Annotated in this window: 19 protein-coding genes; 10 read left to right on the top strand and 9 right to left on the bottom strand. The window is 47.3% G+C overall.

Annotation, left to right across the window (positions count from 1 at the left end):
- Positions 1-181: 181 nt before the first annotated feature.
- Positions 182-1,054: an HTH-type transcriptional activator IlvY gene (gene ilvY / locus K0H61_RS01280; protein ID WP_220050977.1), complete on the top strand. Its 873-nt coding sequence runs from the start codon at positions 182-184 to the stop codon at positions 1,052-1,054.
- Positions 1,055-1,114: 60 nt separating this feature from the next.
- Here the strand turns inward: ilvY and paeA are convergent, their stop codons facing one another.
- Both paeA and K0H61_RS01270 read right to left on the bottom strand, forming a co-directional pair.
- Positions 1,115-2,434 (bottom strand): polyamine export protein PaeA, encoded by a 1,320-nt coding sequence (gene paeA / locus K0H61_RS01275; RefSeq protein WP_220050976.1) that lies wholly within the window; start codon positions 2,432-2,434, stop codon positions 1,115-1,117.
- 950 nt (positions 2,435-3,384) lie between these two features.
- Complete coding sequence (locus K0H61_RS01270) at positions 3,385-3,798, bottom strand: YkgJ family cysteine cluster protein (protein WP_220050975.1); 414 nt, start codon at positions 3,796-3,798, stop codon at positions 3,385-3,387.
- A gap of 211 nt (positions 3,799-4,009) precedes the next feature.
- Here K0H61_RS01270 and recG point away from each other — a divergent pair, with 211 nt between their 5' ends.
- From recG to K0H61_RS01240, 6 genes are all read left to right on the top strand, one after another.
- A complete protein-coding gene (recG, locus tag K0H61_RS01265) occupies positions 4,010-6,085 on the top strand; it encodes an ATP-dependent DNA helicase RecG (RefSeq protein WP_220050974.1) in 2,076 nt (691 codons plus the stop codon).
- A gap of 168 nt (positions 6,086-6,253) precedes the next feature.
- Entirely contained in the window at positions 6,254-7,147 is an 894-nt protein-coding gene (locus K0H61_RS01260) for a DUF3014 domain-containing protein (RefSeq protein ID WP_220050973.1), read from the top strand.
- Between the two features lie 278 nt (positions 7,148-7,425).
- The gene (locus tag K0H61_RS01255) at positions 7,426-7,881 is read left to right on the top strand and encodes a GNAT family N-acetyltransferase (protein ID WP_220050972.1); all 456 of its coding nucleotides are present in this window, start codon (positions 7,426-7,428) and stop codon (positions 7,879-7,881) included.
- A gap of 193 nt (positions 7,882-8,074) precedes the next feature.
- Positions 8,075-8,671 carry an SCO family protein gene (locus tag K0H61_RS01250; RefSeq protein ID WP_220050971.1) on the top strand — a complete coding sequence of 199 codons (597 nt, stop codon included), beginning with the start codon at positions 8,075-8,077 and terminating at the stop codon, positions 8,669-8,671.
- 10 nt (positions 8,672-8,681) lie between these two features.
- The gene (locus K0H61_RS01245) at positions 8,682-10,184 is read left to right on the top strand and encodes a methyl-accepting chemotaxis protein (RefSeq protein ID WP_258405985.1); all 1,503 of its coding nucleotides are present in this window, start codon (positions 8,682-8,684) and stop codon (positions 10,182-10,184) included.
- Positions 10,185-10,386: 202 nt separating this feature from the next.
- On the top strand, positions 10,387-10,710 hold the full coding sequence (locus K0H61_RS01240) for a rhodanese-like domain-containing protein (RefSeq protein WP_220050970.1): 324 nt from the start codon (positions 10,387-10,389) through the stop codon (positions 10,708-10,710).
- 331 nt (positions 10,711-11,041) lie between these two features.
- Here K0H61_RS01240 and azoR read toward each other — a convergent pair whose 3' ends face one another.
- The 5 genes from azoR to K0H61_RS01215 all read right to left on the bottom strand — a co-directional run bounded on the left by azoR (position 11,042) and on the right by K0H61_RS01215 (position 14,795).
- Positions 11,042-11,638, bottom strand: a complete 597-nt coding sequence (gene azoR, locus K0H61_RS01235; RefSeq protein ID WP_220050969.1) for an FMN-dependent NADH-azoreductase — start codon at positions 11,636-11,638, stop codon at positions 11,042-11,044.
- Positions 11,639-11,771: 133 nt separating this feature from the next.
- On the bottom strand, positions 11,772-12,209 hold the full coding sequence (locus K0H61_RS01230) for a thioesterase domain-containing protein (protein WP_220050968.1): 438 nt from the start codon (positions 12,207-12,209) through the stop codon (positions 11,772-11,774).
- Between the two features lie 22 nt (positions 12,210-12,231).
- A complete protein-coding gene (gene dtd, locus K0H61_RS01225) occupies positions 12,232-12,669 on the bottom strand; it encodes a D-aminoacyl-tRNA deacylase (RefSeq protein ID WP_220050967.1) in 438 nt (145 codons plus the stop codon).
- A 164-nt stretch (positions 12,670-12,833) separates the two neighbouring features.
- Positions 12,834-13,790: an alpha/beta fold hydrolase gene (locus K0H61_RS01220; RefSeq protein WP_220050966.1), complete on the bottom strand. Its 957-nt coding sequence runs from the start codon at positions 13,788-13,790 to the stop codon at positions 12,834-12,836.
- A gap of 51 nt (positions 13,791-13,841) precedes the next feature.
- A complete protein-coding gene (locus K0H61_RS01215; RefSeq protein WP_220052378.1) occupies positions 13,842-14,795 on the bottom strand; it encodes a virulence factor BrkB family protein in 954 nt (317 codons plus the stop codon).
- Between the two features lie 81 nt (positions 14,796-14,876).
- Here K0H61_RS01215 and K0H61_RS01210 point away from each other — a divergent pair, with 81 nt between their 5' ends.
- From K0H61_RS01210 to K0H61_RS01200, 3 genes are all read left to right on the top strand, one after another.
- Positions 14,877-15,113, top strand: a complete 237-nt coding sequence (locus K0H61_RS01210) for a hypothetical protein (protein ID WP_220050965.1) — start codon at positions 14,877-14,879, stop codon at positions 15,111-15,113.
- Between the two features lie 11 nt (positions 15,114-15,124).
- On the top strand, positions 15,125-15,778 hold the full coding sequence (locus K0H61_RS01205; protein WP_220050964.1) for a DUF2959 domain-containing protein: 654 nt from the start codon (positions 15,125-15,127) through the stop codon (positions 15,776-15,778).
- Between the two features lie 792 nt (positions 15,779-16,570).
- Positions 16,571-17,785 (top strand): 4Fe-4S binding protein, encoded by a 1,215-nt coding sequence (locus K0H61_RS01200; protein ID WP_220050963.1) that lies wholly within the window; start codon positions 16,571-16,573, stop codon positions 17,783-17,785.
- Positions 17,786-17,874: 89 nt separating this feature from the next.
- On the opposite strand, the gene katG is transcribed toward K0H61_RS01200, so the two are convergent.
- The gene (gene katG, locus K0H61_RS01195) at positions 17,875-20,052 is read right to left on the bottom strand and encodes a catalase/peroxidase HPI (RefSeq protein ID WP_220050962.1); all 2,178 of its coding nucleotides are present in this window, start codon (positions 20,050-20,052) and stop codon (positions 17,875-17,877) included.
- A gap of 393 nt (positions 20,053-20,445) precedes the next feature.
- A complete protein-coding gene (locus K0H61_RS01190; RefSeq protein ID WP_220050961.1) occupies positions 20,446-21,507 on the bottom strand; it encodes a zinc-binding dehydrogenase in 1,062 nt (353 codons plus the stop codon).
- Positions 21,508-21,513 lie beyond the last annotated feature (6 nt).

Raw genomic sequence — 21,513 nt, 5'->3', positions numbered from 1 at the left:
TTCAGTCGGAAATATTTGTCTCAACCCAATCCATTAAATGTTAATGATTGGTTGTCATTGAAATCACTATAACCTATGGCTATCGTTGCTTAAAATGATATATTCGAAACTTAATATTGCGTTTTATGCAATATTGTTTTCGACCTTCAATTTCTCAGGTTGCAGCGAATAGGACGAAGTTATGGATATACGTACCCTGAAATTGTATCTGCATTTGTGTGACAGTTTGCACTTCGCCAAAACGGCGGAGCAGATGCACGTCAGCCCATCGACATTAAGCCGTGCGCTGCAAAGATTAGAAGAAGAAGTTAACGCCAAACTGTTTGAGCGGGATAACCGCAGCGTGACCTTAACCCACGCGGGGAGGGAATTTAAAACCTTCGCCGAACAAACACTTAATCAGTGGCACACCCTAAAGCACAGCATCGATATCAAGCAAGATGTGCTGCGCGGCAGACTAAATTTGTATTGCTCAGTGACTGCCGCCTACAGTCATCTCCCCAGTTTGTTAGATCGCTTTCGCCAAGAACACCCCTTCGTGGAGATTGCACTCACTACGGGCGATGCTGCCAATGCGCTTGCCGAAGTGCAGCAAAACCGTGTCGATATCGGTATCGCAGCCCTGCCCGATCCCTTTCCGAACAATTTGTATTTCGCTAAGATTGAAGATGTGCCGCTATCCATCATAGCCCCCACAATGCGCAGCAAAGTGCAGCAACAAATCAGCCAAACCCCGATTGATTGGGCCAAGCTGCCCTTTATCATTCCCGAACACGGCCCCGGCAGACGCCGCGCCGATAACTGGTTCAAACAAATGGGATTCGTACCCAATATCTATGCCCAAGTTTCGGGACAGGAAGCCATTACCTCCATGGTGGCGTTAGGCTGCGGCGTGAGTATTACGCCCGAGGCGGTGATCAATAACAGCCCTGTGCGGGATCGTATTCAAATCATCCCTTCCCCAAAGGCCATAGCCCCCTTCGAGTTAGGTTGTTGTTGCAAGATCAAACGCTTAGATGACCCCATCATAAACGCCTTTTTAGAGGTGATATAAAAAAGCGAGGCCATGCCTTTGTAGCATCGCCTCGCTCTTCTTTTTAAAACCAAAATGTGATTAGGTATCGGGCGATGCCGCTTTGTCATTGTTGGCCTCAATGCGTGTCACTAGCAATTGGTCGACCTTGTAGGCGTCGATATCCACCACCTCAAACTTATAACCCGCATAGTTCACAAAGTCAGTGCGTTTAGGGATTTTTCGCAGCATATACATCATAAAACCGGCGATGGTTTCGTAGTTTTGATTGTGTGGGAACTCTTCAATCCCAAAGGCACGCATTACGTCGGTAATCGGCGTCACGCCATCCACAAGCCACGAATTACTATCACGGGCAATGATTTGCTCTTCACTCTCGTGCAACGACCATGCACCCATTACTGCGCGTTGCAAATCGTTGGTGGTCACAATCCCTACCACGAGGGCATATTCGTTCATCACCACGGCAAAGTCGGCGCGGCTGTTTTTAAAGTATTCCATCGCCTCAGACAGGCTCAATGTATCAGGGATGATTAAGGAATTATGCACTAAAGTATTGTCATTTAAGGTGATTTTTTGACCATTGATAACACGGATTAATAATTCCTTGGCATCCACAAATCCCTTAATCACATCAAGCTGACCATCGCAGACCAAAAACTTAGTGTGGGGATCTTCGGCAATTTTACGCTTAATATCTTCCTCGCTGTCCTGCAGTAGAAAGTACACTAAGCTCTCACGCGCGGTCATGGCGGAGGTGACTGAAACGGTTTGCATTTCAAATACGTTTTCCATCATTTGCTGCTCACCCTTGTCGAGTACGCCCGCCTCGGCACCAGCATCCATTACCGCATAAATATCGTCTGGGGTGATATCGTCGTTTCGCGCGGTAGGGATTTGCAGCAGCTTAAAGATGCCGCTCGCCATCCCATTGAAAAACCATACAAGTGGACGAAGTACAGTGATGCAAAACGTCATTGGACCAACGAGTGTCAGCGCCACGGTTTCAGGCATCGCCATCGCGATACGCTTGGGCATCAAATCGGCAATCAGAATAAAGGCACTGGTCACGATAAAAAATGACATCACAAAGCTTGCCTGAGTGAGCCAAGGATCGCTCAACCAAGGTGATAAAAATTCATAGAAATAGGGACGAAATGCCGACTCACCCACGATACCGCCCATGATGGCGACCGCATTCAAACCAATTTGCACTACGGTAAAAAAGCTGCCGGGATGGGCTTGGAGTTGCAACACTTTTTCGGCGCGGGCATCGCCCTCATCGGCTAACTGACGTAAACGGATTTTTCGCGATGCAGCCAGTGCAATTTCCGACATAGAGAAAAAGCAACTCGCCCCAATTAAACACAATACGATCATCACGTTATCTAAGAGACTCATGAAACACCTTTCGATTAACACTAGACTGACTTGAACCGGCGGGCGCTGTAATTTCCCGCCAGTAGAATTTGAGCCACCGATTTCACATCTTTAATTTGTAGGATTATTTTACAGGGATGGCGATAAGGCCTTTACTTCACTAACAAAATCACCCAACGTTTAAAAAGCATATGGGTTTATTATATCTGCTATTCACTTTTCTATTCGTTTTTCTGCTATGGCTAAATGCGCATGCAGAGCCTGACCCACTTAAGTTACGCTTTTGTGTCGAAGAGACGGAATATCTGCCATTTAATTACCTTGTCAGACGAAATGGGATTAAGACTGATCAGGTTAGTGGCATGGGCCGACTAACACGCACATTCAAACCCATCGACGTTGTCTATGACGTGTTGGCTTAACCTTGGTTGGTAGCGTTGTTTAAAACAACGTACAAAGAGGCAGTATCGATACCGTGATGAGTGCGTCAATGAATTAGCAAAAGGCAACCAATTATATCCCATCCGCGACCTATTATTCTCTCATCCACTGTTATTTTTATTTAAAAGCTGAGCTAGATCCGCCATTTCCCACAAAATATTTCAATCAGTTGGCTGAGTTCGGTACAGTTTTTGGCATTGAATGTCTTTAATTACGGTAATGTTGGTAAGTTCAATGAAACGCCCTTAATTGAGATTAAAGCACTTTGGCACATCCCAAAATGCTGCTTCGACTAAAGATGTAAATTCTTCCTTGTCCGCTCATCTCGCAGGGACTTTGGAGCGACTCAAATACAGCACGTTCACAGAGAGCCTTCTAGCCAAGCCTTCCCAATGCCAAAAGCACCTTTCTATTTGTTGATTTCTAATCAATCGCCCCATAGGGTTCCCATTGCCTACGACTTCACCACCCAGTCAATAAACAATAGGCAAGCAAACACCCTGGGCTTTTATCTGCTTTTCTTCAATCACTTAGCCTCGCTGGCGATAGGGGCAATAATTAGGTTTAGGGCCAATCTGCGGATGATTGCGGCAAGTTTCGGGACGCTGATGATAGATAGTGCAGCGGCGGGTTTTACTGTCTAGATACAAACAATCGTCATTGGCCATGCGTGCTAGGGTAAAAATCGAAGTCTTGTGGTTAAAGTTATCGATTAGCCGCGCCTTTTGTAGCCTTTTAGCAATGGCTTTGAGATCGCCCTCTGCTTCAAACTCATCCACAAGCGCCATGCGCACTAAATCACTCACAGTCACTTCAACGGGCAGCGTGCAGCAGGTCGCATGGCAGGTATCGCATAAACCCTTGCGGTATTTTTGCCATGTGGCGAGGTCGTCAATATTAAAAATCGCCACCGAATTTGCCGCGTTTTTACTGCGTTTAGACACGTTACAACCCTGCCAATTACATTAAGGACAAGTCAAAAGGGCGGCAATTATAGCAAGCCAACATCATAAATAAACACGGCACGTTTAAGGTATAAGCAGATGAAAGATGCCTGTCGGAGAGTCAAGAATTAAGGCTAAAAAGCTCAAGATTGCCTTAAGACTAATCTCTGTTAATATATGTATAAATTCACAGTGATTGAGTGCTAACGACTTGCAGCAATTGGATCTTGTTCCGATTACAGACCTTAAAGGCGTCGCCAAAAAGGTCGCGGAAAAACTCGCGAAGCTCGGCATTACGACAGTCCAAGATCTGCTGTTTCACCTTCCCCTGCGTTACGAAGACCGCACTCAAATTTATCCCATTGCGGCATTAATGCCCGGCAACTACGGCACGATAGAAGCCGAAATCCAGTCAACCCAAATTATTCAGGGCCGCAAACGCATGCTGGTGTGCAATGTCCGCGACGAAACGGGCAGCATGACACTTCGCTTCTTTAACTTCTCCGTCGCCCAGCGCAATGCCATGCAAAATGGATTAATGATCCGCGCCTACGGCGAAATCCGCCGTGGTAATCATCAAGCTGAGATAGTGCACCCCGAATATAAAATCGTCTATCCCGGTGAAGATATTCGCCTAAGCGACACACTCACGCCTATTTACCCAACAACCGAAGGCCTAAAGCAGGCGAGCTGGTTAAAACTCACCGAACAGGCGCTGGAATTATTAGAAGACGGCGGTCTAACCGAGTTACTGCCAGCGAATCTGCAACCCAATAACTTAAGCCTAAAGCAGGCACTGCAAACATTGCACCGCCCCCACGCAGGCATTTCCCAATTCGATTTAGAGTTAGGTCAACACCCCGCGCAGCAACGCTTAGTACAGGAAGAACTACTGGCCCATAATCTCAGCATGTTACGCCTGAGGCAGCGCGCTAACTTAGATGCGGCCGTCTCCATGCATGCCACAGGGCAACTCCTCAACCCCTTTTTAGCGTCATTGCCCTTTAAGCCCACTGGCGCCCAGCAACGGGTTGTGGCCGACATCGGATTGGATTTAGCTAAACCCCACCCTATGATGCGCTTAGTACAGGGCGATGTGGGCTCGGGAAAAACCCTAGTGGCAGCCCTTGCGGCGCTGCAGGCTATCGAAAGTGGTTATCAGGTGGCAATGATGGCGCCCACTGAGCTTTTGGCCGAGCAACACGCCGCTAACTTTGCCGCTTGGTTTGAACCACTCGGACTCAAGGTTGGCTGGCTCGCGGGGAAACTCAAGGGAAAAGCCCGTGCTCAATCGCTCGCAGATATTGAATCCGGCGCGGCGCAGATGGTGATAGGCACCCACGCGATTTTCCAAGAGCAAGTGACCTTCAATAAATTGGCGCTGATTATCATCGATGAACAGCACAGGTTCGGCGTGCATCAGCGTATGGGGCTTAGAGAAAAAGGTATGCGACAGGGATTCCACCCCCATCAGCTGATTATGACCGCCACCCCGATTCCGCGAACCTTGGCAATGACCGCCTACGCCGACTTAGATACCTCGATTATCGACGAGTTACCACCCGGCAGAACGCCAGTAACAACTGTCGCTATCCCCGATTCTCGCCGCAATGAAGTACTGGAGCGCGTTCGCAGCAGCGTGATGCACGACAAACGTCAAGCCTATTGGGTCTGTACCCTGATTGAAGAATCTGAAGTGCTCGAATGCCAGGCCGCGGAAGACACCGCCGAGGAGCTGCGCCAAGCATTGCCCGAACTCAATATAGGGCTTGTTCATGGGCGGATGAAAAGCGCTGAGAAACAACAGATTATGGCCGAATTTAAAGCGGGCAATATCCATCTGCTGGTTGCCACCACAGTCATTGAAGTAGGCGTGGATGTACCTAATTCTAGTTTAATGATCATTGAAAACCCCGAGCGCCTCGGGCTGGCGCAACTGCACCAACTGCGCGGCCGCGTGGGTCGTGGCGCCATCGCCAGTCACTGCGTACTACTTTACAAAGCCCCCCTGAGCCAAACTGCCAGTCAACGGCTGAATGTGCTCAGACAAAGTAACGATGGTTTTGTTATTGCGCAGAAGGATTTAGAAATTCGCGGGCCGGGTGAAGTATTAGGCACAAAACAAACGGGACTTGCCGACCTCAAAATTGCCGACCTTGTAAGGGATCAAGCACTCATCCCTCACATTCAGAAATTGGCCAGCCATCTTATGGTACAAGCTCCTGCGTCAGTCGATGCCATCATCTACCGTTGGTTGGGGCATAAACAACAGTATGTACAGGCATAACGGCGTGCTAACCCATTAAGGGCAAATATATTTGCCATGCACGATAGGGTGCTATGGACATGTTTGTGGAATCTTGCACAATGGATGGGTAACCAAGGGCGAGTTCTCACAGGTCATTCACATCGCTGCCGTTACCAATTTCCTTGAAACTGAGTCTAAGGATGTAAAATGCAAGTTAACCAAGAAGATAGAATAACCCCTCAAGAAACCTCATCGGGCAGTAATCGCTTCGCGATGTTTGCGATCGTGCTGGTTATTCTGCTCTCTATCGCGGGCTACTATTACTACATTAAGGATAACAGTGGCCCAAAACTCATTCCCAATGCACCGATTGTACTTCCCGAATCGCCACCTACTGAGCCGATGATACTTGATAGCAGCCCAGAAGAGCCTGCTCAAAACGAGACAGATACACAAGAGCCAACCACAGAAACCTTGAATAGTCAGGAAATGCCAGAGCCGGTTACCATTGTCGAAACCGTGCCGAGCCTGCCTGAAAGTGATGAATTTGTTCATCAAAAGGCCTTAGCCATCATTAACAACACCCAAGTAGGTTCAGCGCTGGTCACCCAAGACTTAGCGCGCCAGTTTGTAGTATTTGTCGATAACTTAGCCCAAGGGGATTTGACCCGTAAAGTCAGCCCAGTGAAAGGCCCTGAAACTCTATTTAGCGTTTCTGAGATCACCAACAAAGTGTATTTAAATCCAGAAAGCTACCACAGATATGACGCCTACGCGTCTGTATTGGCCAATATGGATAGCCAGACCTTATTGGCCACCTATAAGCAATTAACCCCGCTATTTGACGAGGCGTTTGCTGAGCTTGGTTATACTGACGCCAAGTTCAATGACCGAATACTGCAAGCGATAAAACTGATGCTCGCAGCACCCATCATCGAAGAGCCGATCGAACTGAGTTCAATTAGTGTGAACTATCGCTTTGTGGATCCTAACCTCGAAGCGCTGCCCAGCGCTCAAAAGTTAATGATCCGCATGGGACCAGAAAACTCCCGCAAAGTAAAAGCCGCGCTGCGAAAACTCGAAAACCAGTTGGCGCAGTAATATTCGGGTGAATTGCCCCGCTTGACCCCAAAAGGCGCATCCAGCGCCTTTTGTCTTTTCAGCCTTCCTTGGCTTGTCGTGTTACCTAAGTGCTATGAGCCAAACTGTTACAGATAGATAAACGTCATCTCACCAATTCAAAAATGGCTTAGCCTTTGCTTATATGTGCCATAAATCTACTGCTCAAAAAAGATTGAAGACAAGGGCTGCGTTAAAGCATGGAGACTTATTTAATGACAAAGATGGCGTTGAACATTAGACCGAGCATAAGAACAACGATGAAAATGGTATTGGACGATCTCAAAGGCTCTGAAATTGCAGCTCTTTTAACAGAGCACCTTGAAGATATGCGCGCAACTTCGCCACCCGAAAGTGTCCACGCGCTGAATTTGGAAGGATTACGCCAAGACAATATTCGTTTTTGGACACTTTGGGATGGCGATAATCTTGCGGGTTGCGGTGCACTAAAATGGTTAGATACCCAGCATGCTGAAATCAAATCGATGCGCACTGCCGCCACCTATAAACAACAAGGTGTCGCCTCTCGGGTTTTACAGCACCTGATTAATGAAGCAAAAGCTAAGGGTGTGGAGCGACTTAGCCTCGAAACTGGCTCGATGGACTTCTTTATACCCGCACGCCGTCTTTATGCAAAATTTGGCTTTGAATTATGCGGCCCCTTTGCCGATTACGGCCTAGATCCCAACAGCGTGTTTATGACAAAAAGGCTCTAATTGTTTTTAGGTTAAATAGATAACAACCTCTGATGCCTCCTTTTAGATCAGGCTCAAGAACAACTCTTTGCAGCTGCTCACGACCTAACACAGATTTACGACATTCCCACTGAAAGTGGCTATTCTTATTGATATTGTAGTGTTAGCTGCCGTTCGCTTAAATGGCCCTTTAAATCAATAATAAAAGACAAATATGTATCGGCTAAGTAGTACCGCTTTAGCAACATGTCTTATTGTTGCAACCCTTTTAATTTTTCCTGGGATTGCTTATCTTAATCAAGCAATGTCGGGGAGTTACGGCATTGCCACCCATCAAGAAACGTCCATCGATTTCACCTGGCAGGATATTCACGGAAGAAACCACCAATTCAGCGATTGGCGGCAGGGGCCGAGTTATCTGTTTCTGGGATTTTTAAATTGTTCCCAAATTTGCCCTATCCGTACCCATCAGGTGCAAACGCTATGGCAGCAGCTCAACGAGCAGGAACAATCCCAACTGCGCTTTATGTTTATCACTATCGATCCGCAAAATGATTTGCCCGCGCTCAGGGAGCAAATGATCGATAGTCAATCAGCGCAATTTGTAAGTGCAGAGTTACCTCGAGGCCAATTAGCCAAGTTACAGCGTCAGCTTGCTGAAAAGTCGAGTTTTAACGATGACCTAGGGGAGCATAGCGGCCATCTTTACTTAATTTCGAAAGAAGGAAAACTCAGCCAGACCTACACCCAACGCCAACTTGACAGCAATAAATTACTGACCGACCTGAAAACCCTGATGCATTCAAAATAGGTTAATTAAAATGAATAACTTACCTGCTATGTCGATAACAGCTAAACACGATAAGACCCTATACCAACTGCTGATGGCTCAGGCACCTATTTTGCTGATCAGTGGATTTGTCGGTGCACAAATGCTGAACTTTGCCCTGCTGTCAGCAGTGTCCATCTTCATTCTCACCCAAATAAGCTATTCCCTACTCAAGGGCACCCCTGCTTTTGCGATTGTGGCGGCGGTGATCATGATGACAGTTTCTGCCATGCTCATCCAAAGCCAGATGGGTATGTTAGAAATGCATTTTCATATCTTTGCGACTATGGCGGTATTCCTTATTTATCAGCGCTGGGAGCCCATATTGGCCGCCCTGCTCACGGTAGCCGTTCATCACGTGCTGTTTACCTATATTCAACTGCATAACATAGAGATTAATCAGGTCGCGATTATGATCTTTGCTGGTGCGTGCAACTGGGAAATCACCTTAGTGCACGCCCTGTTTGCAGCTACCGAGGCAGGCATTCTCATTATGCTAGCGGCCATGATGCATGCCGAATCCTCCGCTAATCAGCGCATCGCCGATGCCATTGAGCAAATATCAGAAAACAAGGATATTTCGATTCGTCTCGAACCTGCAAAAAACCATGCAGAAATCGCATTTAACACTATGCTGGAGGAGCTTTCTAAGGTGTTTAGCGATTATCGTTCCATCGCTATTGATATGGCCAAAACCACAGCGCATCTCACTCAATTAAGCGAGCAAACCCAACACTCAGTTCAAAGCCAACACCAGCAGGCACTGCATATCTCTGATATCGCCCAAAATGTTATCCAGCAAATTAACCAAGCGGCGGCAGACAGCCAAGACTCTGCCCATGGCGCACGTTTAGCGGCAGACTCGAGTAGTGGGGATAGAAAGCGGGCGCTAAATATTATGGAAGACATGAAAAAACTCGAACTGAACACTACTGAGGTTACTCAGTTTTTATCTGAGCTAACACAGGACGTGAAATCGATTACCTCGCTGCTTGAAGCCATACGTAGCATTTCGGAACAAACCAATCTGCTAGCCTTAAATGCCGCCATTGAAGCCGCAAGAGCGGGTGAAAGTGGCCGTGGATTTGCCGTAGTCGCCGATGAGGTCAGAGCGCTCGCTCAACGTACTGGGCGCTCAACCGATGAAATCGCTACAGTACTGGCACACCTCAATACCAGTATGATTAAAACGGTCGAATCGATGGATTTGAGTAAACGCAGTACCCAAGACAACCTTAAACACACCAACGATATCGCCAATGGGATAGCCGAACGTTCAGAACAAATAACTCAAGTCGCCATTGCTAGCGAAAGCGTGGCTCACACCACCCAAACCCAGTGCGAAGTTTTAACTCATATAGGCGAAGACATTATCGAAAATGCCAATGCCATCAATCAACTGGTCGCTAAGATTCAAGAGTTGTCGTCAGGAACGATAGAAATGAGCCGTATCGCCAACGCTTATCAATCCAAGGCGGCGATTTACAAGCTTTAAAGAAATACTAGCACTTCACTTGCCATGGCGCAGTAGCCCTTCTGCGCCATAAGGCAACCTCTTAACTAAAAGACAACGCAATTTCTAATGCGGTTATGGATGTTGCCTGTCTCCAGCGATAGCCCAAAATAAACTTCCCAAGCTTGCGGCAAACAATTCATTAGAATAAACTTATTGAAACTTTTCTAATGGGACGATTGTAATGTTTCAATCTTTACTGGCTAAATTTACTGGTGGCCGCAGCGGTGAGCTTTGCTGGCAACTCATTGTGCAGGGCGCCCAAGTGATCGATGTTCGCTCTCCAGAGGAGTTTGCTGCTGGTCATTTACCGCAAGCAATCAATGTACCTCTCCCTGTTTTAGAGCAATGGTTAGCCCAAGTTGAAAATAGAACCCAAACCTTCGTGCTTTATTGCGGTGCGGGCATTCGCGCCCAAAAGGGTTGTGATATTTTTAAAGCCAAGGGATTTGAGTGTGTGATAAACGGCGGCTCACTCAATGATATGTTATCCAGCCAACCGAAATAATCGCAGCAAGAATATGCCTAATCCAAAGCGCAACATAGACGATGCCCCCCCCTGCGCCGAAAACGCGAACCGAGCCTGAGTTGAGTGAGATTCTTCGTCATACTCGGTTTCAATTTTCGCCGAGTCGCGGTCACGCCAGCATAAAAGTGCGCTATGTCGAAACCAGCGATATGCGCCAAATCTGCAGGTTATGCCAATAATGTTTGTCTTTAGGCAAAACTCAAACCCGTCAGATGAGGTCGCAGAGAGCACTAACGCAAAAACTGAGAGACAAAAATGCCAGCAGGTTTGCTGGCATTTTTAATGGGTTAGCAAATAAAGCGCGATTCGATTAAGCGGTTAAGGCATCGATGCTGGCTTTCGCTTCGCTAATACCTTTTTGGTTTGCTTCTTCACCCATGTTCAAGGCTTCAGCGTAAACCACTTCAACATCAGTGATACCGATAAAACCTAAGAAAGTTTTCAGGTAAGGCACAATGTGGTCGGTTGGGCTGTTTTTGTGAGCGCCACCACGGGTTGTGATAAGCACTGCACGTTTACCTTCCACTAAACCCTTTGGACCGTTTTCAGTGTAGGTGAAAGTCACACCGGCACGGGCAACGAAGTCAATCCAGTTTTTCAGTTGGGTCGGGATGTTGAAGTTATACATAGGTGCAGTGATAACGATAGTGTCGCTGCTTTTCAACTCTTCAACTAAGGCGTTTGATAAATCAAGCATTTCTTGTTGGCGAGGGGTTAAATCTGCGCCACCACGAAAGCCCGATGCAATTTCACCATCGACCATTGGTAATACATCTTGACCCGCTAAATCGCGCACTTTAATGGTCGCACCTTGATCTTCTAATTGGCCAATCAAGTGGTCAACTAATAAGGCAGATTGTGAATATCCGCCAAGAATACTGGATTTTAACACTAGGACTTTAGACATAATCTGCTCCAAAAATTAATTGATTCGAGCGCCTAAGAGTGACACTCGACGCTATGGAGGTAAGTTTATTCGCCCATAAAAAAGAATAAAAGTGGAATAAATCTGAGATTAAATTCGATTTTTTAGAAAGATTTTACATTTTAGGCACACTGAAATACAGGCCCTCGAATACGGCGCAGCAGCTATCCCCACAATAGAGCTTAACCTCAAGCTTTACCTTTGCTTTTTTGCCTTTCAGCAAAGACGATAAATCGGCATCTTGCCACGCGACTCTGGCTTCAGGCGAAAGGGCAACAGGCGCGAGATAACGCATATGGGCATCGGCCAACACGATATCGCCATCGACATTCTGTAATTTCTGCTGTAACCACACCATGCCCCAACCCGTTAACGTCATCAGGGTATAAATACTGCCTGCAAACATGGTCTGGTGTAGATTGATGTTCGGCGCGATGGGCGCACTGACCCTAAGTTCATTGTCAATAAAGCGTTGCGGCGATATCTGCATAAACTCGCTAACGGGAATGGTTTGATGCCAAGTCTGGCGTAATTCGTTGAGTAATTCGTCCATGGATTCTTAGGGCGTTATCCGCCTACACCTGTAAATTGAAAGTCACTGGACCGTCGTTAATCAGCTCGACCTTCATATCAGCACCAAACTGTCCTGTTTCGGTTTTAACCCCTTTAGCTCGGCAAAATTCAACAAATTCGTCATAGAGTTGCAGCGCTTGATCCGGCGTGCCTGCGCCTGAAAAGCTCGGTCTTAATCCCCTGCCCGTATCAGCTGCTAGGGTAAATTGTGAAACCACTAACAGTGAACCGCCCGCCTTCTCAAGATTTAAATTCATTTTGCCGTTTTCATCGGAAAACACCCGGTAGCTCATCACCTTAGTCGCAAGTTTCTCCATCTTCTCACGGTTATCTTCCCGCTCGACCCCAAGCAGCACTAATAGACCCTTATCGATGGCACCGATAGTTTGGTTGTCAACGACCACACTCGCGCGGCTCACTCTTTGAATTAGGGCAATCACTTTGTTTCCTTTGTTATTACTAGCGAACGACATCTGGCGTTTACACACTGCAGATTACCAATGCACCAAAGACCATACACTTTGACCATTGAGTGGGCGAAATTAACATTGCATCTTGAGGGTTACAAGGGCGAAGTCAATGAAGTATTAGTGCCGGAGCTGAGTTATGCCCAATGCTGTTGCTTTACCCAATCTCCCATAGCCTTAATTTCTAACATTACTGCAAGGGAGATAGCCTCGCTTTTCAGTGAATGGCCCCCCTCAATAAGACTTCGAACCTCAATGTTGGGCGAGGTGATTTGCCCTAAAAAAGCTTCAAGTAGATGCGGCGGACATATGGCATCGGCCGTTCCTTGAAACAACAAAGTTCGAGCGCCGATTTTAGGGATGACACGCTGTAAAACATCGAACATATTAAAGTAATTATTGGCGACAAAGTGAAGCTGTATGCGCGCGAGGGAGAGTAAAACCGAGGATAAGCGCAGTGGTAACAAAGTTGGTAAGTCAGCTAAGGTTAATTCCCATTGAAGCCAACGCCTAGCGGCATCATAACAAATTCGTGGCTCGGGCGAATTTAGCCTTGCTCGGTAATCCTCAAAAAGTAATTCAAGGCTTAATGCTCCTCCAGTAAACTCCGAGTAATTATGGGGGAATAATTTGGCGGCGCCGGTTTTGCCATAGAGCCACTCAATCCCATTTTGAGACGGAATAAACAGCGCCCATAAAACCTGGGCAATTACTCGCTCGGGAAATAATCCGCTGTAAACCAATGCCAGCGTCGCACCAAATGAGCCTCCAACCAAACACCATCGCTCGATACCAAGTTGCTGACGAATGGTCTCAATATCGCAGATCAACCCATTTAGGTGGTTATGTTCAAGCTCAGCCGAGGGTTGTGACTGACCCGCGCCCCGCTGATCTAACAATAAAATCCAGAATTGCTCGGGCGCAAACAAGGTTAGCTCACTGACATCAACGCCAGCACCTGGGCCGCCGTGTAAATACAGCAGAGGAATCCCCTTGGGATTGCCGAATTGGGCAAGATGAAGCTGTTGGCCATTCCCAACACTAAACCAGTCTCGGCGAATAAAAGCAGGCAGATGTTGAGCGATAGCGGTCATAGTCGATTCGAAAAATCTAAAATTGATTCAGCAAGTTAAAACTCTATATCGTTACTTATTGAGTGTAGTTGCTGATTCATTTTGCGCACTGTCCTTTATGGGTTCCACCGCCGCTAACGGTCGACCATCGAGATCGGTTTCATTATCATCACTGCTGGATTCATAGTCCAAATATTCAGGCATTGCCGCGGTGATTTCGGCGCCGAGCAGCACAATCAACCAAGATAAATGTACCCACACAAAAAGGATTGGAATTGTCGCCAGTGCACCATAAATGGCTTCGTAACTTGGGAATTTAGTCACATATAGGGCAAAGCCTTTTTTGCCTAACTCAAACAATAAAGCCGCCACAATCGCCCCTAAAAGGGCATGTAAAAACTTCACTTTCTTATTGGGGACAACCATATACAACAGCAAAAAAGCGGCGATTGAGAATAATATGGGGAGCTTACCAATCAAGAACGGAGCAACACCAGAAAGTGCATCGCCTTCAAACAGCTTGAGTGAGACGACATAGGATGTCGCCACTAAGCTTGCGCCCACAAGTACAGGTCCTAGGGTAATCACCATCCAATACATAGAAAAGGCAACTACCATGGAGCGTTTCTCTTTAGTCCGCCAGATATTATTGAGCGACTTATCGATGGCCGAGATCAACATAATGGCAACGATCACTAACGCTGCGATCCCGACTGCCGTCCCCTTGGAGGCATTCACCACAAATTCATTGATATAGACTTGAACCGTATCCCCAGCAGCGGGCAAGAAGTTCTCGTAGACAAAAGCTTCTATCTGGCCTCGAATACCTTTAAATACCGGGAAGGCTGATAGCATAGACATAGTCACAGCGACTATTGGCACCAAAGATAACAAAGTGACATAGGCAAGGTGCCCTGCACGGATATTAATTTGATCTTCCGCTAGGCGGCGCTTCAGATGCAGCAGAAACTGCCAGATCCCGCTAAATAAGACTCGAATTTGTGCCAGTTCAATCTTCTCAGTCACGGGTTTCTCTTGATTATGTTGGTAATGAATCATTATCTTCGTACAATAAACACTTCATTTACAAGTCTAAGGAGTGAATTGATGTCACAACAAGGATCAGCCGGCAATGTCATCGCTGCTATCGCAAGTCTATTTTTCCCCGGTTTAGGCCAGCTATTACAGGGACGCATCTTGGCTGCCCTAATGTTTTTTCTGGTGACTGTGGTTGGCTACGCCCTGTGGTGGTTAATCGTTCCGGCCGTGATAGGCGCCATCTTCCATTTATGGAGCATCATTGACGCGGCGCGCTTTACGCCCGATTCAGCCCACAATTTGTAACGGACTAACCGATGAAAAAGATAATGACCTCAAGCATACTCACCCTAAGCCTCTTACTGAGCGGCTGCCAAAGTGCCTACTACGGGGCAATGGAAAAGGTGGGCTACCATAAGCGCGACATCATGGTCGATCGGGTAAAAGCCGCTAAGGAATCCCAAGAGGATGCCCAAAAGGAATTCAGCTCGGCACTCGAAGAGATGCAAGCTCTGCTCAATCACAACGGTGGCAACCTAGAAAAAGCCTATAACAAAGCAAAAGATGAATACGAATCAGCGCAAAATGCCGCAGACGATGTCAGCGATCGCATCGACAAAGTCGAGAGTGTTGCCGAAGCACTATTTGATGAATGGCAGGCCGAAATTGGCGAAATTAGCAAAGCCAGTCTGCGCCGTAACAGCGAGCTGAAGTTGAAAGAAACTCGCCGCTCCTACGAGCAACTGATGAAAACCATGCGCCGCGCCGAATCGAAAATGCCGCCAATCCTGACTGCCATGAAAGACAATATGTTGTATTTAAAGCATAACCTGAATGCGCAGGCTATTGGTGCCATTAAGGGTGAATTTGCCAGCCTGCAGACGGATATTTCCGGCCTGATTAAAGAAATGAATAAGTCGATTGCTGAATCAACCAAATTTATCGACGCACTGGAAAACGCAAAGAGCTAATCATTTTCCTGCTATCTACACTGCCAGCATCTCGCCCATGCTGGCAGTATTTTCGATTTTTTCAGATAGATATACTACTAATACCTAGTCACACTGGCCTAAGGCATGAACTTCCCCTTCTCCATGACTTCAACACAGCTGCCGTTCGACTGCGATGTAAGATGATATTTTCATGATCAGTACGACACGTTGCACTCAATGGCATATCAATTCGCCAAAAATTAAACTTCAAAAAATATCTTAAATTTCAGCTAATTAAAAAATCATTAAGTCAGAGCGATAAACATCGCTATTTCCACAGCAATGCTGAAATTGCCTATAAATCACACTTGAAAAATAACTTATATATTCAGCCCTCTGCGTGATTGACCTGTTTATACACATTAACGATACCGATGGGCATTTAGAGGGTGCAAAGCGATAGCAGCATTAAGACGCGAATATTCCGAAACAGCATGCCCACAAGAGCGATATTGTTGCCTACGATCAGCCGTAAAAATTTATCATGTTTCTGCTTAGCAGCTGAAGCCAAATAACATTTTCGCAATAAGGTCTTTGCAAGCCCAATAGGTATCGCCGAATCACTATAATATTGGGTCCTACCCAGCATTGTTAGAACAACCCCCAAGCCAAAGGACCGGGATGATTATTCAACCTCTGTGAGCTTTGCCACGCTTTTAACCCGCCATAAACTCAATATCAGATCTACGACACAATTTTGCTTTAACCACAGAAACTTATGGCACTACCCCCACTCAGATTAGGTAACCCAATTCAATCTGCAGTTTGACCATGACATTTATTGAATCGCTGACCCTTATGTTCGCCCTGATGTATATCGCATCTTTAAATTATTGGAGCGGTAAAAGGTGGGGCGCTTTAGTCACCCTTTTCCTGAGTTTTTCCGCCGTTGCGGTAAGCCTGTATTGGCCACTTGGCATTGCACTGGTTGCCGCCCTTTTTGTGACCATCTTAGTCAATCAATTCGCGCCTACCGAGTTTAAGGGTGAAATCAAAATCAACGTCTTAAGGCAAGGTTGCCAGCATCTGTTGGCGCTGTCCTTGTTTATGGTCGCGATTCAATACTGCATCAATGCCATCCAGCTTAAACAAGGTGCGACTCCTTGGTTGATGCGCCCCGATGTGGTTGACGCATTCCTTCCTATTGCCGGCGGAATAGAGTTAAAGGCCATTATTAGCCTCAATTTGTGGGACCAAACCCACCCCGCGGCAGCGGTAATGCTGGCTGCAGTTTTACTCACAGGATTAATCTGCAAACGCGCCTTTTGTGGCTGGGCCTGCCCACTCGGATTAGCAGGCGAATATCTTTATGGCCTAAGAAAGCGGTTTATCAAAGCAGAATTGTTGCCACCCGCTTGGTTAGACTGGCCACTACGCATGCTTAAATATCTGTTATTGCTAGCACTTTGTTACATTGTTATCGGTATGCCGAGTGCATCAATTCCCTACTACCTACAAGGCAACTACCACAAGATTGCCGACCTTAAAATGGGGATGTTCTTTATTACCCCAGGGATAATAACCTTAGCCTGCTTTGGGGTTATTCTGATGCTTGCCGCATGGCGTCGTCAGGGATTTTGCCGCTATCTTTGCCCCTATGGCGCCATGCTGGGAATATTGAGTTTTGCCAGCCCATTAAAAATCCGTCGTAACAAGGAGCATTGCCTCATCGAAGCTAAGGGAATGAAGTGTGATAAGTGTACCCGTGCCTGTCCGGCAAATATCATCATCCACACACAGACCACAGTAAGAAGCGATGAATGTCAGGCCTGTATGCGCTGCGTGTCCGCCTGCCCTAAATCCGAAGCCTTAGGTTTTAGCTTGAAAACGGGCCATAGGGTGAGCCACAAAGTTTTAGTGGTGCTGCTATTGCTGTGTCTGTTTGCCTTGCCGCTAACAGCCTATTTATCTGGCTTCTGGCATAGTCAAACTCCGGATGATATCCGGATGCAACTGATTCAAGTGATTGACCGCGTGGGCCATTAGTGGAGTTATTCTTAAGTGTAAGCAAATATCACCTAAGCAATAAAAAGGGGCAGAATTATCTGCCCCTTCTCCATTAGCCTTTAAGCATGCTAAACATCATAGCGATCGGCATTCATCACTTTAGTCCAAGCGGCCACAAAGTCCTTCACGAACTTCTCTTTAGCATCATCTTGGGCATAAACCTCAGCATAGGCACGCAGAATAGAGTTAGACCCAAAGACTAAGTCTACTCGGGTGGCCGTCCATTTCACCGCACCGGTTTTACGGCAAACGATGTCGTACAAATTGGTACCCTTAGGTTTCCAGCTATAGGCCATGTCGGTGAGGTTGACGAAAAAGTCATTGCTCAATACGCCGACCTTATCGGTAAATACCCCGTGTTTGCTGCCGCCATAGTTGGTACCTAGGACACGCATCCCCCCGATAAGCACTGTCATCTCATTGGCAGTTAAGCCCATGAGTTGGGTACGATCGAGCATCAGCTCTTCGGGCTGAACCACATAGTCCTTCATCTGCCAATTACGATATGCATCGTGGAGCGGCTCAAGTACAGCAAAGGATTCAACATCGGTTTGATCCTGAGTCGCATCACCACGCCCCGGCATAAAGGGCACAGAGACATTCACCCCACCATCAAAGGCGGCTTTCTCAAGCGCAGCCACGCCGCCTAAGACAATTAAGTCGGCAATACTGACTTTTTTGCTTAATCCCGCCTGCAGATCCGTTAGCACCTTAAGCACTTTTTGCAGGCGTTCGGGCTCATTACCCTGCCAATCCTTTTGCGGTGCTAGGCGAATCCGCGCACCATTTGAGCCGCCACGGAAATCCGAACCGCGGAAAGTACGGGCGCTATCCCAAGCTGTGGAGATAAGTTCAGAGACGGTTAAGCCACTGGCTAAGATTTTTGCCTTAAGATCTTCAATCTCACCCGCATCTAAACGGTAATCGACAGTTGGAATTGGGTCTTGCCAGATTAGATCTTCGCTTGGAACTTCAGGGCCGAGATAACGGCATTTAGGGCCTAAATCGCGGTGGGTCAACTTGAACCAAGCACGGGCAAAGACTTCGGAAAAATAGGCGGGATCCTTGTAAAACTTCTCGGAAATTTTACGGTATTCAGGATCCATCTTCATCGCCATATCCGCATCCGTCATGATGGGATTATATTTGACGTTAGGATTTCCGACAGAAGGTACCTTGTCTTCATCTTTAACGTTGATGGGCTCCCACTGTGAAGCGCCGGCGGGGCTTTTTTTCAGTTCCCAATCATAATTTAGCAGCAGGTGGAAGTAACCGTTATCCCACTGTGTCGGATGACTTGTCCAAGCGCCTTCTAAACCGCTGGTCACTGCATTGGCACCAATGCCATCACCCTTCTTGTTGAGCCAACCTAACCCCTGTGCTTCTAACTCTTCGCCTTCGGGCTCAGGACCTAGGTTTTCGGCTTTACCATTACCATGGCATTTACCGACCGTATGGCCGCCAGCAGTTAAGGCAACAGTTTCTTCATCATTCATCGCCATACGGGCGAAGGTGACACGCACGTCCTTCGCGGTACGCAGCGGATCAGATTTGCCGTCCACCCCTTCAGGGTTCACATAGATTAAGCCCATCATTACCGCTGCCAAGGGATTTTCGAGGTCCCTTTCACCGGAGTAGCGGCTATTGGGATTATTGGTTGGGGCTAGCCATTGTTTTTCAGAGCCCCAGTAGATGTCTTTTTCGGGGTGCCAAATATCGGGTCGACCACCACCAAAGCCGAAGGTTTTTAATCCCATCGACTCGTAGGCCACATTGCCCGCGAGGATCATTAAATCTGCCCAAGAGAGTTTATTGCCGTATTTTTTCTTGATTGGCCAGAGTAAACGCCGCGCTTTATCTAGGTTAGCGTTATCTGGCCAGCTATTGAGGGGCGCAAAACGTTGATTACCTGTGCCTGCGCCGCCGCGACCATCGGCGGTGCGGTAAGTCCCCGCGGCGTGCCACGCCATACGGATCATCAAACCACCGTAATGGCCCCAGTCGGCAGGCCACCAGTCTTGGCTGTCGGTCATTAAGGTGTGTAGATCTAATTTCACCGCCTTGTAGTCCAAACTCTTAAAGGCGTCGCGGTAACAAAAGCCGGGATCCATAGGATCAGTTTTGCTGTCTTGCTGATGTAAAATGTCAAGGTTGAGCGCCTTGGGCCACCAGTCCATATTATTACCGGCGACCGATGAGTGCGCCCCGTGCATCACAGGGCAACCTGAGCTTTGCGTCTTGTCCATCTGATATTCCTTTACTTGGAGTGTACAAATAGAGCTTGTGCCCCTAGGTTGCAAACCTAGTTGTTAATTTAGCGACAACGCGGGAGCACTAACAGGACTACCACTGCGAACCTTCGCAATGTGCCAACTCGATTGGCATTTTCCATGACAGAAAATTTATCCAGAATATTCTCGATATTCCGTCACAGAGTAGTAGCCCGACAATTAAAGCTAGGCCAAATAGGGGAAAACTCCACTCAATTTGTATGATTATTCCGATATTGCGAACGGCAAAAATGAGAGGATTAATCTACAGCCCTCTCCCCTTTGCTCGATTGAATTGCCCAAATAAAAAACCGCTATTTCTTGCGAAATAGCGGTTTTATCGAATGATGAAATCAGGGTGTTAGGTGATTAAGACAGCGTCTCTAATTCACCATTGCGCCATGGTTCGATTACAACTTTGATGTGTGGGTTCGGCTTCATCAATTGCTTAAATGCACCCGAAACGCCGTCCATACCCACTTTACCAGTGAGCAGCTTACGCCAAGGCACTTTGCCTTCAGCCAGCTCTTGCAAACACTGCGCAAACTCTTCTGGCTGATAGTAGTAAGAGAAACGCATATCCAGTTCTTTCACTGTCGCATAGGCGTAGTTGATGTTTGCATCGGCAGTGTGGATACCCGTCACAACGATAGTCGCCTTAGCAGGAGCACGCTTCACAAAACCTTCAATCAGCTTGTGAATACCCACACATTCGAAGATCACTACACGGTTACCTGCAGCAATTTCAGTCGCGTAAGCCACTTCGTCTTGCTCACCTGGGTTAACTGTGTGAGTCGCTCCGAATTCACGAGCAAGCTCCAGTTTTTCACTCTGTAGGTCGGCGGCAATAATGTTGCGAACACCACGAAGGTGCAGAGCAGTAATTGCGGCTAACCCGATAGGACCACAACCCACGACAATCGCAGTGTCATCCACGCCCACTTCACCACGGTTTACGGCATGTAAACCAACGGCTAATGGTTCTGCCAGTGCAACCGCTTCCGAGGGTAAATCATCAGGAACGGGCATTAACAGCGCTTCATCAAGAATGAAGTACTCAGAGTAAGCACCGTTCACGCCTGGAGTCACACCGACACCCGCACCATTTTGGCTCAAAAGGAAAGGGACAGACGTCACACGAGTACCGACGGCCAAAGTTTGTTGCGTCTGCGGACCGAATTCAACCACTTCAGCGCAGAACTCGTGACCTAACATCACAGGAGCATGATCATCTACACCCTCAGGCATAACACCGAGTTTACGGTAGAAGCTGAACACTTCGCTGTAGTGGCGAGTAATGTGGATATCTGAACCACAGATACCGCAGGCAAGGCTACGTACTAATACTTGGCCAGCCTGTGGTGTTGGTAATTCGACTTGCTGCAGGGTGACTTCACCATCCTGCATCACAATGGCATTCATCATGCTCATAGCGAG

The organism is Shewanella acanthi, assembly GCF_019457475.1.
Classification (GTDB): Bacteria; Pseudomonadota; Gammaproteobacteria; order Enterobacterales; family Shewanellaceae; genus Shewanella; species Shewanella acanthi.
This window is presented reverse-complemented; position numbering and strand designations above follow the sequence as displayed.

What these genes read in the sequence shown, in the direction of transcription:
- K0H61_RS01230 (WP_220050968.1), bottom strand. Translation starts at nt 12,209, where the DNA reads ATGGACGAATTACTCAACGAATTACGCCAGACTTGGCATCAAACCATT.
- K0H61_RS01260 (WP_220050973.1), top strand. Translation starts at nt 6,254, where the DNA reads ATGCAAGTTAACCAAGAAGATAGAATAACCCCTCAAGAAACCTCATCG.
- ilvY (WP_220050977.1), top strand. Translation starts at nt 182, where the DNA reads ATGGATATACGTACCCTGAAATTGTATCTGCATTTGTGTGACAGTTTG.
- K0H61_RS01255 (WP_220050972.1), top strand. Translation starts at nt 7,426, where the DNA reads ATGAAAATGGTATTGGACGATCTCAAAGGCTCTGAAATTGCAGCTCTT.
- K0H61_RS01240 (WP_220050970.1), top strand. Translation starts at nt 10,387, where the DNA reads ATGTTTCAATCTTTACTGGCTAAATTTACTGGTGGCCGCAGCGGTGAG.
- K0H61_RS01245 (WP_258405985.1), top strand. Translation starts at nt 8,682, where the DNA reads ATGAATAACTTACCTGCTATGTCGATAACAGCTAAACACGATAAGACC.
- K0H61_RS01205 (WP_220050964.1), top strand. Translation starts at nt 15,125, where the DNA reads ATGAAAAAGATAATGACCTCAAGCATACTCACCCTAAGCCTCTTACTG.
- K0H61_RS01190 (WP_220050961.1), bottom strand. Translation starts at nt 21,507, where the DNA reads ATGAGCATGATGAATGCCATTGTGATGCAGGATGGTGAAGTCACCCTG.
- azoR (WP_220050969.1), bottom strand. Translation starts at nt 11,638, where the DNA reads ATGTCTAAAGTCCTAGTGTTAAAATCCAGTATTCTTGGCGGATATTCA.
- K0H61_RS01200 (WP_220050963.1), top strand. Translation starts at nt 16,571, where the DNA reads ATGACATTTATTGAATCGCTGACCCTTATGTTCGCCCTGATGTATATC.
- K0H61_RS01250 (WP_220050971.1), top strand. Translation starts at nt 8,075, where the DNA reads ATGTATCGGCTAAGTAGTACCGCTTTAGCAACATGTCTTATTGTTGCA.
- paeA (WP_220050976.1), bottom strand. Translation starts at nt 2,434, where the DNA reads ATGAGTCTCTTAGATAACGTGATGATCGTATTGTGTTTAATTGGGGCG.
- katG (WP_220050962.1), bottom strand. Translation starts at nt 20,052, where the DNA reads ATGGACAAGACGCAAAGCTCAGGTTGCCCTGTGATGCACGGGGCGCAC.
- K0H61_RS01220 (WP_220050966.1), bottom strand. Translation starts at nt 13,790, where the DNA reads ATGACCGCTATCGCTCAACATCTGCCTGCTTTTATTCGCCGAGACTGG.
- K0H61_RS01210 (WP_220050965.1), top strand. Translation starts at nt 14,877, where the DNA reads ATGTCACAACAAGGATCAGCCGGCAATGTCATCGCTGCTATCGCAAGT.